Raw genomic sequence first — 13,186 nt, 5'->3', positions numbered from 1 at the left:
CTCCTTAAGCCTCGATGCTCAGGCCGTACTCGGCCGAAGCGTCCTGCAGCCACAGCCACCAGTAGTCGGCGAAGCTGCGGCGAATCACCAGCTCCCAGGTATCTTCGGCGGTGCGGCGGATCACCAGTTGCGACTTGGCGAAGATGGTGCCGACTGCCTTGCCCACCGGGAAGTTGTTCGGATGAACATCATAGCTGGTGGATTTCATCAGCACTTCGCGCACGTTCGGGCCGCGCAGTTCCAGCAGGCTCTGGCCGCCGCTGACATTGACCACCTGGATGTGCTGGCCTTCGAGGGCTGCGCGCAGCTTTTGCTCAACGGCAAACTCCTGGCCGCCCGGGACGATCAGCAACCACTCGTCGGGGCCCATCCATTGCAGCGACATTTCGTTGTTGGCGACCACGGTCAGGGCCACTGGCAGCTCCAGGCCCAGGGCCTTGTGCACACCGGCAGCGAATTCCGGGTCGTGGCCATCGCCACGGATGGTCAGGTGGCCGAGGAACTTGCGTTCACGCAGGGTTACGCCTGCGTTCTTGCGGCCTTTGCCAACCAGGCTGGCCAGGTCGGCGTGGTGCAGTGGCGACTGGGCCTTGGCCTCGGCGCCGGGGTTTTGCTGGAAGACGTTGATAGCGCTCATTTCTTACCTGCCTTGAATTCTGTTGATCGCGAAGACCTGAGGTAGAACCTGTAGTCACAGACTGAGGAGACCCATTGTGGGAGCGGGTTTACCCGCGAAGAGGGCGGTGAATCCACCATCGCATTCGCGGGTGAACCCGCTCCCACAGAGGCCGCATTCCAATCAGAGCTACCGGTGAAGCCTCAAACGTTCTGCCGCTCACCCTTCGGATCGAAGAACACCGAAGACACGATCTCCGCCTCGATCACGCTGCCATCCGCCTGTGGCGAATAGACGCGCTCGCCCATGCGCTTGAGGCCGCCTTTGACCACACCCATGGCGAACGAGTAGCCCAGGGAGTTGGACGCATAGCTGGAGGTGACGTGGCCAACCATATCCATCGGGATCGGCTGTTTCGGGTCGAATACCAGCTGGGCGCCTTCCGGCAGCCACTGGTTCGGGTCGACCGGCTTCAGGCCTACCAGTTGCTTGCGGTTCTCGCGCACGCAGTCTTCGCGGTTCATGCCACGCAGGCCGATCCACGAGTACGGCTTGTTGCGGCCTACGCACCAGCTCATGTTCAGGTCGTCCGGGGTCATCGAGCCGTCGGTATCCTGGCCAACAATGATGAAGCCCTTCTCGGCACGCAGTACGTGCATGGTTTCGGTACCGTACGGGGTCAGGTTGTACTTCTTGCCTGCCTCGATGATCTGTTCCAGCACGCCCATGGCGTAGTTGGCCTGCACGTTGACTTCGTACGACAGCTCGCCGGTGAACGAGATACGGAACACCCGGGCCGGTACACCGCCGACGTTGCCTTCCTTCCAGGTCATGAACGGGAAGGCTTCCTTGTCCATGTCGATGTCGGTCAGCTCGCTCAGCAGCTTGCGGCTGTTGGGGCCGGACAGGGTCATGGTGGCCCAGTGGTCGGTGACAGAGGTGAAGTACACCTTCAGTTCCGGCCATTCGGTCTGGTGGTACAGCTCCATCCACTGCAGCACACGGGCGGCGCCGCCTGTGGTGGTGGTCATGATGAAGTGGTTGTCGCCGACGCAGGCGGTCACGCCGTCGTCGAAGACCATGCCGTCTTCCTTGCACATCAGGCCATAGCGGGCCTTGCCCACGTCGAGCTTGGTCCAGGCGTTGGTGTAGATGCGGTTGAGGAACTCACGCGCATCCGGGCCCTGAATGTCGATCTTGCCCAGGGTCGAGGCGTCCAGCAGGCCCACGCTGTCGCGCACGGCCTTGCATTCACGGGTCACGGCGGCGTGGATGTCTTCACCGGCTTTCGGGAAGTACCACGGGCGTTTCCACTGGCCGACGTCTTCGAACTCGGCGCCGTTCTTCACGTGCCAGGCATGCAGGGCGGTGAAGCGTACGGGCTCGAACAGGTGACCACAGTGACGGCCCGCTACCGCACCGAAGGTAACCGGCGTGTAGTTGGGGCGGAACATGGTGGTGCCCATTTCCGGGATGGTAATGCCGATCGAACGGGCGGCGATGGCCAGGCCGTTGATGTTGCCCAGTTTGCCCTGGTCGGTACCGAAGCCCAGCGCGGTGTAGCGTTTTACGTGCTCGACCGACTCGAAGCCTTCGCGGGTGGCCAGTTCGATGGCGGCCGCGGTGACGTCGTTCTGCTGGTCGACGAACTGCTTGGGTGCGCGGGCAGTGCCCTTGTCGTGCGGCACCTGGAACAGTGCCACGGTGGCCTCTTCCTTGCGCGCAACGGTTTTTGGCAGGCTGCCAACGGTGGCCTTGAAGCCCGCTTCGGTGGCTGCGCGAACGCCGCCTTCGAAGCCATCGGCGATCACGTCGCCCAGGGCGTAGACGCCGTTGATGCCACCCACGCATTCGCGTTTCTGCGGAGCATCGCCCGGTACGAAGCCGAGGATGTCTTCACGCCATACCGGGCGACCGCCCAGGTGCGAAGCCAGGTGCACGATCGGGCTGTAGCCGCCGGAGGTGGCGATCAGGTCGCACTCGAGGGTTTCGCCAGGGCTGGTGACCTTGTGTGCCTGCACATCGATGGCGGCCACGCGGGCGCCGGTGACGTGCTTGCTGCCCTTGGCCTCGATCACGGCGCTGGAAGTGAGGATGCGGATACCTTTGGCACGTGCTTCTTCAACCAGCGAGCCACGCGGGTTGTGGCGGGCGTCGGCAATGGCGACCACTTGCAGGCCGGCGTCGTGCCAGTCCAGCGCGGCACGGTAGGCGTGGTCGTTGTTGGTCGACAGCACCAGCTTGCGGCCCGGAGCCACGCCGTAGCGGCGTACGTAGGTGGACACGGCACCGGCCAGCATGTTGCCCGGCAGGTCGTTGTTGCCGTACACCAGCGGGCGCTCGTGGGCGCCGGCTGCCAGCACCACGCGCTTGGCGCGGACGCGGTGCACGCGGTGGCGTACCTGGCCGATCGGGGCGCGGTCGCCGAGGTGGTCGGTGAGGCGCTCGTGGATGGTCAGGAAGTTATGGTCGTGGTAGCCGTTGACCGTGGCACGTGGCAGCAGGGTCACTTCCGGCAGGCTTTCCAGCTCCTTCACCACGGCGCTGACCCAATCGGCAGCAGGCTTGCCGTCGAGGGTTTCGCGGGTGTCGAGCAGACTGCCGCCGAACTCTTCCTGCTCGTCAGCCAGGATCACGCGGGCACCGCTGCGGCCAGCGGCCAGGGCAGCGGCCAGGCCGGCAGGGCCGGCACCGACGATCAGCACGTCGCAGTGCTGGTTCATGTAGTCGTAGCTGTCCGGGTCGTTCTGCAGTGGCGCGCGGCCAAGGCCAGCGGCTTTGCGGATGTACTTCTCGTAAGTCATCCAGAACGATTTCGGGTACATGAAGGTTTTGTAGTAGAAGCCCGGCGGCATCATGCTGCCGCCAACCTTGCCCAGGATGCCCATGACGTCGTTGTTGACGTTCGGCCAGCCGTTGGTGCTGGTAGCTACAAGACCTGCGTACAGCGCCTGCTGGGTGGCACGCACGTTGGGGATCTGGGTGGCTTCGCTGGAGCCGATCTGCAGGATGGCGTTCGGCTCTTCGGTACCGGCGGCGATGATGCCGCGTGGACGCGAATACTTGAAGCTGCGGCCGACGATGTCGACGCCGTTGGCCAGCAACGCGGCGGCCAGGCTGTCACCGGCATAACCCTGGTAGGTCTTGCCGTTGAAGCTGAAGTTAAGGACCTTGCTGCGGTCGATACGGCCGCCGCTGGCGAGGCGATAGGTCTGGCTCATACTTTTTCCCCTTGGCCTTTGACGGTCGACGCGGCGCTGCTCTGCTTGCCGCTGGCGGTCACTTGCGGCTTCTCGCCAATCTTGTAGGTTTCCAGAATCTCGTAGGTCACGGTGTCACGGGTGACGTTGAAATACTGGCGGCAGCCGGCAACGTGGTCCCACAGTTCGTGGTGAATACCGCGTGGGTTGTCACGGTAGAACATGTAGGTACCCCACTCCTCGTCGGAGCAGGCGTTAGGGTCCAGCGGGCGGGCGATGTGCGCCTGGCCAGAGGCATGGAACTCTTCTTCGGAGCGCAGCTCGCCGCAGTGGGGACAGAAAATATGCAACATGACGGTGTCTCCGGTTAGTGGGCGACGGCGGCGGCGCCGTGTTCGTCGATCAGTGCGCCGTTGTAGAAACGGTCCATGGAGAACGGCGCGGCCAGTGGGTGCATTTCGCCCTTGGCCAGGCTCGCGGCGAAGACGTTGCCCGAACCCGGGGTCGCCTTGAAGCCGCCAGTACCCCAACCGCAGTTGAAGAACATGTTCTTGACCGGGGTCTTGGTGATGATCGGGCAAGCGTCCGGCGAGGTATCGACGATGCCGCCCCACTGGCGGTTCATGCGCACGCGCGAGAGGTTGGGGAACATCTCGACGATGGCCTGCAGGGTGTGCTCGATCACCGGGTACGAACCGCGCTGGCCGTAGCCGACCCAGCCGTCGATACCGGCACCGATCACCAGGTCGCCCTTGTCGGACTGGCTGATGTAGCCGTGCACGGCGTTGGACATGATCACGCTGTCGATGATCGGCTTGATCGGCTCGGATACCAGTGCTTGCAGCGGGTGCGATTCCAGCGGCAGGCGGAAGCCGGCCAGCTTGGCCATGTGCCCGGAGTTACCGGCGGTGACCACGCCGACGCGCTTGGCGCCGATGAAGCCTTTGTTGGTTTCGACACCGATGACCGCGCCGTTTTCCTTGCGGAAGCCGATCACTTCGGTCTGCTGGATCAGGTCCACGCCCAGGGCGTCGGCGGCACGGGCGAAGCCCCAGGCCACGGCGTCGTGACGGGCCACGCCGCCACGGCGCTGCACGGTAGCACCAAGGATCGGGTAGCGGGTGTTCTTCGAGCAATCCAGGTACGGGATCTCGGCCGCGACCTGGGCGGTGTTGAGCAACTCGCCGTCCACGCCGTTCAGGCGGTTGGCGCTGACCCGGCGCTCGGAGTCACGCATGTCCTGCAGGGTGTGGCACAGGTTGTACACGCCGCGCTGGGAGAACATCACGTTGTAGTTGAGGTCCTGGGACAGGCCCTCCCACAGCTTCATGGCGTGCTCGTACAGGTGCGCCGACTCGTCCCACAGGTAGTTGGAACGCACGATGGTGGTGTTACGGGCGGTGTTGCCGCCGCCCAGGTAGCCCTTCTCGATCACGGCAACGTTGGTGATGCCGTGCTCTTTGGCCAGGTAGTAGGCCGTGGCAAGGCCATGGCCGCCACCGCCGACGATAACCACGTCGTAGACCTTTTTAGGGGTTGGCGTGCGCCACATGCGCTGCCAGTTCTCGTGGTGGCTGAGGGAGTGCTTGAAAAGGCCGAAGCCCGAGTAACGTTGCATGGTGTGTGGCTCCACTCAGCGGTAAACAGGGAAATCTGCGCACAGGGCCGCGACGTTCTTCGCCACATCGGCTTCGACGTCTGCGTCACCGAGGTTGTCGAGGATGTCGCAGATCCAGCCGGCCAGGGCCACGCACTGAGCGACCTTGAAGCCGCGGGTGGTGACGGCCGGGGTGCCGATACGCAGGCCCGAGGTGACGAATGGCGACTGCGGGTCATTCGGCACGGCGTTCTTGTTGACGGTGATGTGCGCGCGGCCCAGGGCGGCGTCGGCATCTTTGCCGGTGAGGCCCTGGCGGATCAGGCTGACCAGGAACAGGTGGTTGTCGGTGCCACCGGAAACCACGTCGTAGCCGCGGTCGATGAACACCTGGGCCATGGCCTGGGCGTTTTCGATCACTTGTTGCTGGTAGGCCTTGAATTCAGGCTCCAGCGCTTCCTTGAAGCAAACCGCCTTGGCGGCGATCACGTGCATCAGCGGGCCGCCCTGGGCGCCGGGGAACACCGCGGCGTTCAGCTTCTTCTCGATCTCTTCGTTCGACTTGGCCAGGATCAGGCCGCCGCGTGGGCCGCGCAGGGTCTTGTGAGTGGTGGTGGTAACCACATCGGCGAACGGAATCGGGTTCGGGTACAGGCCAGCGGCAACCAGGCCGGCTACGTGGGCCATGTCGACGAACAGCAGCGCACCGACCTTGTCGGCGATGGCGCGGAAGCGTGGGAAGTCGAGGGTCTTGGAGTAGGCCGAGAAGCCGGCAACGATCATTTTTGGCTTGTGCTCGACAGCCAGGCGCTCGACTTCGTCGTAGTCGATCAGGCCGGTGTTGGTGTCGATGCCGTATTGCACAGCGTTGTAAAGTTTGCCCGAAGACGACACCTTGGCACCGTGGGTCAGGTGGCCGCCGTGGGCCAGGCTCATGCCGAGGATGGTGTCACCAGCCTGCAGCAGGGCTAGGTAGACGGCGCCGTTGGCCGAGGAGCCGGAGTGCGGCTGGACGTTGGCGTAGTCGGCACCGAACAGCTGCTTGGCGCGCTCGATGGCCAGGGCTTCTACCTTGTCCACGTGCTCGCAGCCACCGTAGTAGCGCTTGCCCGGGTAGCCTTCGGCGTACTTGTTGGTCAGGCCGCTGCCTTGGGCCTGCATCACGCGCTTGGAGGTGTAGTTTTCCGAGGCGATCAGCTCGATGTGGTCTTCCTGGCGCTGCTCTTCGGCATTCATCGCCGCCAGCAGTGCATCGTCGTAACCCTGAATCTGGTCTTGCTTGCTGAACATCGTGTATCTCCCGGCAGCGATCGTTTTTTGTCGTGGGGCACTGTGGCCCTTTGTGGCGATGTTATGACTGGCCGGGGCGGGTCAGATGCCTGCGCACGCCTTGCAATGGCGCGTTTACGACATTCGCTTTTGTGTTGACCGTGCCGGCCCTTTCGCGGGTGAACCCGCTCCCACAGGTACGGCGCTGCCTCAATGCTTGCAATCTCCCAGTGGGAGCGGCTTTAGCCGCGAATAGGCCAGTACAGGCAATGCCGAAATCAAACGCTGCACCGCTTGTATAGGCAACTGCTGAATCGATGGTTTAGAGTGCTGTTCTGCGTCGTTCACAGGACAGTGTCATGACAGATAAGAGCCAACAATTCGCCAGCGACAACTATTCCGGCATCTGCCCCGAAGCCTGGGCAGCGATGGAAAAGGCCAACCATGGCCACGACCGCGCCTACGGCGACGACCAGTGGACCGAACGCGCCGCGGAATACTTCCGCAAGCTGTTCGAAACCGACTGCGAGGTGTTCTTCGCCTTCAACGGCACCGCCGCCAACTCCCTGGCCCTGGCCTCGCTGTGCCAGAGCTACCATAGCGTGATCTGCTCCGAGACCGCCCACGTCGAAACCGACGAGTGCGGTGCGCCGGAGTTCTTCTCCAACGGCTCCAAGCTGCTGACCGCGCCCAGCGTCAACGGCAAGCTGACACCACAGTCGATCCGCGAAGTGGCGCTGAAGCGCCAGGACATCCACTACCCCAAGCCACGGGTGGTGACCATTACCCAGGCCACCGAGGTGGGCACCGTCTATCGCCCCGATGAGCTGAAGGCGATCAGCGCCACCTGCAAGGAGCTGGGACTGAACCTGCACATGGACGGTGCCCGCTTCAGCAATGCCTGCTCGTTCCTGGGCTGCAGCCCGGCAGAGCTGACCTGGAAGGCCGGTGTCGATGTACTGTGCTTTGGCGGCACCAAGAACGGCATGGCGGTGGGCGAGGCGATCCTGTTCTTCAACCGCCAACTGGCCGAGGACTTCGACTACCGCTGCAAGCAGGCCGGGCAATTGGCATCGAAGATGCGCTTCCTGTCGGCGCCTTGGGTGGGCCTGCTGGAAGATGGCGCCTGGCTGCGCCATGGCACGCATGCCAACCATTGCGCGCAGCTGCTCGCCTCGCTGGTGAGTGACTTGCCGGGAGTGGATCTGATGTTCCCGGTTGAGGCCAACGGGGTGTTCCTGCAGATGCCGGAGCATGCGATCGAGGCACTGCGCAGCAGGGGATGGCGGTTCTATACCTTCATTGGTAGCGGCGGGGCGCGGTTCATGTGCTCGTGGGATACCGAGGAAGAGCGGGTGCGCGAGCTGGCGGCGGATATCCGCGCCATCATCAGCGCCTGACAGGCCGCATTCGCGGGTAAACCCGCTCCCACAGGGATCGCGCAGGTTTCAAGGCCTGAGGTGAGCCTGTGGGAGCTACAGGTACAGCTCTGCCCTCAAGAGCAATGATGAACCTGTGGGAGCGGATTTACCCGCGAAGAAGCCAACACTGATCTAAAGCCTGAACCCACCCATCTGCCGCGCCAGGTCATCCGCCAAGCCACGCAGCGCCTGGCACTCTTCACGACAGCCCTGCACCTCCGCCGCGGTCTCCCGCGCCAGGTCGGAAATCCCCTGCACCGTACGATTGATCTCCTCGGTCACCGCCGACTGCTCTTCGGTCGCAGTAGCTACCTGATGGTTCATGTCGCTGATGTGCTCGACCTGGTCAGTGATCGCCCCCAATGACGCTCCGGTGCGCTGGCTAGACTCCACCCCGCTACCCGTCGCCTGCTGCCCAGCCTGCATCGAACTCACAGCCGAACCCGCGCCCTGCTTCAAGCGCTGGATCATCTGCTGCACTTCGTCGGTGGACAGCTGCGTGCGCCGGGCCAAGGTACGCACCTCATCGGCCACCACGGCAAATCCACGGCCCATCTCCCCTGCCCTGGCCGCCTCGATGGCGGCATTCAGCGCCAGCAGGTTGGTTTGCTCGGAAATACTACGAATAACCGCAAGAACTTCGTCGATCGAGGCTACTTCATCGGCAAGTTGGCTGACTGCCTCGGCAGCCTTGCCGATATCACCCGACATCCCCTCGATACCACGGATCGAGCGCTGCACCACTTCACGCGCCTGCAAGGCTTCGTCCCTCGCCGACTGCGAGGCCTGGGCCGCATCACCGGCATTGCGGGCAATGTCCTGCACGGTCAAACCCATTTCGTGCACGGCGGTAGCGACCATTTCAGTCATTTCCTGCTGGCGCCCGGAACGCTCGGCGGTGTTGTCCACCACCTGTGTCACCTGCTCGACCGCCAGGTGCAGCCGCTCGGAAGTGTGCAATACCTCGCCGATCAACCGGCGCTGGCTGTCGAGGAAGCGGTTGAAGCCACGCGCCAGGTCACCCAGTTCGTCCTGGCGTGAATCGTCCAGCCGATGGCTCAGGTCACCCGCGCCACTGCCAATCTGCACCAACGCCGCTGTGACGCGGCGGATCGGCCGCACCAGACCACGCGCCAGCAGCACCACCAGCAACAGCGACACCAGGGCCACGGCACCACCGATCAGGCTGGTCAGCCATACCGCCTGGTGCATTGGCGCGTAGATTTCCTCCTCCGGCACCTCGGCCACCAGGGTCCAGTTGAGGTCGCGCAGGGGCAGGCCGAGCGCCAGGTAGCTTTCGCCGTCACGGCTGAAGCGGCTGCTGCGCAGGCCTTCGCCGCCGGTCATCAGCACCTTGGCGGCATCCGCGCCGAGCTGTTCGGTGAGCTGGCGTTTGCCGCTGAAGGCAGCGTCCGGATGAACCTGGATCAGGCCATCGTTACGCACCAGGAACACTTTACCGTGCTCGCCAAATTTGAAGTCATGGATCAGCTTCGACAGTTCGGTCATGCGCAGGCCCATACCGGCCACACCGACCAGTTGGCCATTCTTTTCCACGCGATAATCGATGAACAGCGCGAGCTCGCCGGTGGCACCGTCGATGTCGATGTTGATCAGGCGTTCGGCACCGCTGTCGATGTAGCCGTAGAACCATTTGTCCTTGGGATTGCTGCGACTGAGGGTACGGTCCAGGCCATTCTCGTTGTAGTAGTGGCCGGTGTCGGTCGAGACGAACAAGGTGGTGAAGGCCTGGTTGCGCTGCTTGGCGGCGGTCAGGTACTCGATGAATGGAGCGGCATGGGCGGGGTCTTCACCGGCGGCAAGCCAGTCGCGCAGCAGGGTGTTGCCGGCAATATCCGCCGCCGCCACCAGCGGCTGTCCGAGCATGCGCTCGATGTCGTTGCGGATGGCCTCGATGCTGGCGGGCAGCGCGGTATCGACCAGATAGCGTTCGGTGAGACGGTTTAGCGCCACCGTGAAAATGATGACCACCACCAGGATGCTCGCCAGCAGGGCTGCGCCCATGCTGGAGATCAACTGCCACTGGATGCTTTTACGCCAGATACGCATGCCCTACTCCCCGCATAATTATTGTTTTGCGGAAAGTGTATACACTTGCGTATCCATTTAATCCAGTGACCTGAAGCAATCAGATACCCTGTGGGTTTACCCGCGAATGCGATGCTGAATACACTGACGCATTCGCGGGTGAATCCGCTCCCACAGAGGACGATGTAAGGCCTTATTGTTCGGCTATGGTCCGCACGATGGCATCCACCGTGGCATCGATCTGCGCCTGGGTACGCTCCAGCGTCTTGCGGTGCTCATCCTGCAGCTCGATCTGCCGCGAACACAGGTTCAGCGCGGCCAGCACCAGCAGCTTGTCGCCGATCAGGGTCGGGTACTGACGCTTGGTCTGGGCCAGGGCGGTGTTGAGCATCTGCACCGCCTGGGCCAGGGTCGCTTCCTGGCCTTCAGGCGCCTTGATCGAATAGTCGTTGCCGAGGATCGACACGACATTGATCGGCTGCGCTCGAAGTGTCATGCGCCTACGACGCCGGCGTTGGCGCGCTCGAGCAGGGCCTGCAGGCGTGCGGCCGTGCTGCCGTTCTTCTCTTCCTGCTCCATCAGCGACAGCTGCAGGGTTTCGTTCTCTTCCTTGGCCTGGGCCAGTTCCTGACCGAGGGCGGCGTTCTGCTCGGTGAGTTGAGCGTTCTTCTGCATCAGGTCGCTGACCAGTTGCTCGATTTGATTCAGGGAAGCTTCCAGCATGGGTCTATCTCAGGTTGTTGCGAGGGGCGCACACGATAAAGAAAAGTGCGGCCCATCGCCATTAAATATCGGATTCACAAAGTGTCTAACCCGCAGATTGACAGGGTAGCCGGCCCCTTGTTCCGACCTGGGTCAACCGCCGGTCAGGAAAAGGACAGACGAAAGCGCCCGCGGCCAGCAGCAGAACAACGAAATCGAACAGGCGGCCAGCACCCTCATCGAGATGATCAGCGCTGTGGAAGAAGTGACGCGGAAAGTGGACGCAACCTGGCGAACATCAATGACATGTCAGTGCAGAGTGCTACCGGGGCGCGACAGGCCCGTGCGGTGATTGCAGATTTGTCACGCCTTGCCTTGGACTTTAATGGGTTGGACGAGATACAGCCCTGATCTGTTCAGCAAGCTCCAAGGGGCTTGGAGACTCGCTGGCGGTGGTAGGGCCAACGAAGGGCGAAAATTCAGCCCCAGCCAAATCCATCATGAGAGGCCCAGAACTATTCTCAACCTGTTTCTTCAGCGACCTGCCGACCGAAAGTCCTTTTAACCCGACCTTCACAATACTCCCAGCAGTCGCCAACTCTTTACCACCAGGTACTCCGTAAAAAGCCAGGCTGCCTCCGATACCGGCCGTCCATTGAGCCGCTTCAGCCAACACCTTCAATCTAGCTGGACGAGCCCAAGCTGCTTTAATCCGCGAGCCTAGCCATATCGCGCTTTTGAGAAACGAGAGAATGCTGAATGCTCCGCTCGGATCTTGCCTGTTAACCGGATCTCCCAAGCAATAGGCATAAGCATTGATACCCCCCTTGGAAAATGGGCTTAGCTGGTCTGCAGACAAGAATCGCCTTGATGCGGAGCTATATGCTCTTCTGCCATTGCCGAGCAGATAAAAGCCTGTGAGGTTATCTCGGCGCTCGCCATTAAATGCGAGTACCCAAGCAGCATTGCCTGGATGTGCACCATAGGGGTCATATGCGCCGTGTGTTCTGCAGTGGCTGCCGTAAAACACTGAACCGCTCATATCAACAACTAGCAAATGGCAACGGTTCATGCTCAATACTCAAAGAGGACTGAGGCAATTCTATTTGGTACCTCGGGTAATCTGGAACTGTCGGAAATACCAGTTGTGAAACAGAACAGGGCCGCTTTGCGGCCCTGGGAACACCGGATCAGTAATCGATCCGCACATCTCCTTTCGGCACACTGCAGCACGACAGGATGTAGCCCTCGGCTTCGTCCTCTTCGGTAATGCCGCCGTTGTGCTCCATCTCCACTTCGCCGCCCAGCTTGAGCACCTTGCAGGTGCCGCAAATGCCCATACCGCAGGCTTTCGGGATCATCAGGCCAACCTTGGCGGCCGCCGCGTGCACGGTCTCGCCCGGGGCGATGCGGATGCTCTTCTCGCTGCCGATGAACTCCACCAGGTTGAGGTCGGCCGCATCCAGTTCCGGCGCGTCGGCAGCCTGCTCGGCATGCTCCACCGCATCGGCCTTGGCCTCAGGCGGCGTCGCACCGAACGATTCCTCGTGATAGTTCTTCATGTCGAAGCCGACCGCTTCGAGCATGCGCTTGACCGCAGTCATGTATGGCGTCGGGCCGCAGCAGAACACCACACGGTCCATGTAGTCCGGCGCGATCAGCTCCATCAGGCGCTGGTTGAGGTAACCGCGATAACCCGCCCACGGCTCACCCAGGCCATGCTTTTCACAAATGATGTGCAGGCTGAAATTGGGGATGCGCGAGGCCATCTGCTCCAACTCGCGATGGTAGATGATGTCCTTCGGCGAACGGGCGCTGTGCACGAACACCATGTCGACATTGCCGTTGGTGTCGTAGAACCAGCGTGCCATCGACATGACCGGGGTGATCCCGACACCGCCCGAGAGGTACAGCACCTTCTGCGCCGGGAAATCGATGGCGTTGAACAGCCCCACCGGGCCGTGCACCGGCAGCTCGGCGCCTTCGTGCATGGTGTCGTGGAGGAAGTTGGACACCAGGCCGCCCGGTACACGCTTGACGGTGATCGAGAAGCTGTAGGGCACCGACGGTGAACTGGAGATGGTGTAGGAACGCATCACCGGCTTGCCTTCGATCTCCAGCTCCAGGGTGACGAACTGCCCCGGCTTGAAGAAGAACATGATCGGTTGATCGGCCATGAAGCAGAAGGTGCGCACGTCCCAGGTCTCCTGGATGACCTTGACGCAGCGCACGATGTGGCGGCCGTTGGCCCAGGTCTGGGTAGTGACCGGATTGAGGAAGGTATCGGACATGTTCATCTCCAGCAGCCGACTATTGGCCGTTTTATGGCTTG

Annotated in this window: 11 protein-coding genes and 1 pseudogene; 1 reads left to right on the top strand and 11 read right to left on the bottom strand. The window is 62.3% G+C overall.

What is annotated here, in order from left to right:
* Nucleotides 1-4: 4 nt before the first annotated feature.
* From RR51_RS08530 to RR51_RS08510, 5 genes are all read right to left on the bottom strand, one after another.
* Nucleotides 5-637 (bottom strand): sarcosine oxidase subunit gamma, encoded by a 633-nt coding sequence (locus RR51_RS08530; protein ID WP_039613196.1) that lies wholly within the window; start codon nucleotides 635-637, stop codon nucleotides 5-7.
* 182 nt (nucleotides 638-819) lie between these two features.
* The gene (locus RR51_RS08525) at nucleotides 820-3,837 is read right to left on the bottom strand and encodes a sarcosine oxidase subunit alpha (protein ID WP_039613195.1); all 3,018 of its coding nucleotides are present in this window, start codon (nucleotides 3,835-3,837) and stop codon (nucleotides 820-822) included.
* Entirely contained in the window at nucleotides 3,834-4,169 is a 336-nt protein-coding gene (locus RR51_RS08520; RefSeq protein WP_039613194.1) for a sarcosine oxidase subunit delta, read from the bottom strand. The genes RR51_RS08525 and RR51_RS08520 overlap by 4 nt, the downstream gene beginning before the upstream one ends.
* Nucleotides 4,170-4,183: 14 nt before the next feature.
* Nucleotides 4,184-5,434 carry a sarcosine oxidase subunit beta family protein gene (locus RR51_RS08515; RefSeq protein ID WP_003255680.1) on the bottom strand — a complete coding sequence of 417 codons (1,251 nt, stop codon included), beginning with the start codon at nucleotides 5,432-5,434 and terminating at the stop codon, nucleotides 4,184-4,186.
* Nucleotides 5,435-5,449: 15 nt separating this feature from the next.
* Nucleotides 5,450-6,703 (bottom strand): serine hydroxymethyltransferase, encoded by a 1,254-nt coding sequence (locus RR51_RS08510; RefSeq protein ID WP_025337394.1) that lies wholly within the window; start codon nucleotides 6,701-6,703, stop codon nucleotides 5,450-5,452.
* 338 nt (nucleotides 6,704-7,041) lie between these two features.
* On the opposite strand from RR51_RS08510, the gene RR51_RS08505 reads away from it, so the two are divergent.
* A complete protein-coding gene (locus RR51_RS08505) occupies nucleotides 7,042-8,082 on the top strand; it encodes a threonine aldolase family protein (RefSeq protein ID WP_039613193.1) in 1,041 nt (346 codons plus the stop codon).
* Nucleotides 8,083-8,235: 153 nt separating this feature from the next.
* Here RR51_RS08505 and RR51_RS31910 read toward each other — a convergent pair whose 3' ends face one another.
* The 6 genes and pseudogenes from RR51_RS31910 to gbcB form a co-directional block, all read right to left on the bottom strand.
* On the bottom strand, nucleotides 8,236-8,964 hold the full coding sequence (locus RR51_RS31910) for a methyl-accepting chemotaxis protein (RefSeq protein ID WP_371264017.1): 729 nt from the start codon (nucleotides 8,962-8,964) through the stop codon (nucleotides 8,236-8,238).
* Nucleotides 8,965-9,099: 135 nt separating this feature from the next.
* Nucleotides 9,100-10,128, bottom strand: a pseudogene (locus tag RR51_RS31905) (HAMP domain-containing protein); the annotation flags it as partial.
* A gap of 217 nt (nucleotides 10,129-10,345) precedes the next feature.
* On the bottom strand, nucleotides 10,346-10,648 hold the full coding sequence (locus RR51_RS08495) for a cell division protein ZapA (protein ID WP_003257516.1): 303 nt from the start codon (nucleotides 10,646-10,648) through the stop codon (nucleotides 10,346-10,348).
* Nucleotides 10,645-10,875 (bottom strand): hypothetical protein, encoded by a 231-nt coding sequence (locus tag RR51_RS08490; protein WP_003257514.1) that lies wholly within the window; start codon nucleotides 10,873-10,875, stop codon nucleotides 10,645-10,647. The genes RR51_RS08495 and RR51_RS08490 overlap by 4 nt, the downstream gene beginning before the upstream one ends.
* Before the next feature lie 361 nt (nucleotides 10,876-11,236).
* On the bottom strand, nucleotides 11,237-11,926 hold the full coding sequence (locus RR51_RS29010; RefSeq protein ID WP_236693258.1) for an RHS repeat-associated core domain-containing protein: 690 nt from the start codon (nucleotides 11,924-11,926) through the stop codon (nucleotides 11,237-11,239).
* A 118-nt stretch (nucleotides 11,927-12,044) separates the two neighbouring features.
* Nucleotides 12,045-13,145 (bottom strand): glycine-betaine demethylase subunit GbcB, encoded by a 1,101-nt coding sequence (gene gbcB / locus RR51_RS08485; protein ID WP_015268654.1) that lies wholly within the window; start codon nucleotides 13,143-13,145, stop codon nucleotides 12,045-12,047.
* Between the last annotated feature and the right edge of the window lie 41 nt (nucleotides 13,146-13,186).

Origin of the sequence: Pseudomonas sp. C5pp (genome assembly GCF_000814065.1) — a bacterium.
Classification (GTDB): Bacteria; Pseudomonadota; Gammaproteobacteria; order Pseudomonadales; family Pseudomonadaceae; genus Aquipseudomonas; species Aquipseudomonas asiatica.
Note: the sequence above shows the minus strand (reverse complement) of the source record. Positions and strands in the feature narration are given on the sequence as shown.

Coding starts and splice junctions, on each gene's coding strand:
- RR51_RS29010 (WP_236693258.1), bottom strand. CDS start 11,926: ATGAACCGTTGCCATTTGCTAGTTGTTGATATGAGCGGTTCAGTGTTT.
- RR51_RS08505 (WP_039613193.1), top strand. CDS start 7,042: ATGACAGATAAGAGCCAACAATTCGCCAGCGACAACTATTCCGGCATC.
- RR51_RS08520 (WP_039613194.1), bottom strand. CDS start 4,169: ATGTTGCATATTTTCTGTCCCCACTGCGGCGAGCTGCGCTCCGAAGAA.
- gbcB (WP_015268654.1), bottom strand. CDS start 13,145: ATGTCCGATACCTTCCTCAATCCGGTCACTACCCAGACCTGGGCCAAC.
- RR51_RS08525 (WP_039613195.1), bottom strand. CDS start 3,837: ATGAGCCAGACCTATCGCCTCGCCAGCGGCGGCCGTATCGACCGCAGC.
- RR51_RS08510 (WP_025337394.1), bottom strand. CDS start 6,703: ATGTTCAGCAAGCAAGACCAGATTCAGGGTTACGACGATGCACTGCTG.
- RR51_RS08495 (WP_003257516.1), bottom strand. CDS start 10,648: ATGACACTTCGAGCGCAGCCGATCAATGTCGTGTCGATCCTCGGCAAC.
- RR51_RS08530 (WP_039613196.1), bottom strand. CDS start 637: ATGAGCGCTATCAACGTCTTCCAGCAAAACCCCGGCGCCGAGGCCAAG.
- RR51_RS08515 (WP_003255680.1), bottom strand. CDS start 5,434: ATGCAACGTTACTCGGGCTTCGGCCTTTTCAAGCACTCCCTCAGCCAC.
- RR51_RS31910 (WP_371264017.1), bottom strand. CDS start 8,964: ATGGTCGCTACCGCCGTGCACGAAATGGGTTTGACCGTGCAGGACATT.
- RR51_RS08490 (WP_003257514.1), bottom strand. CDS start 10,875: ATGCTGGAAGCTTCCCTGAATCAAATCGAGCAACTGGTCAGCGACCTG.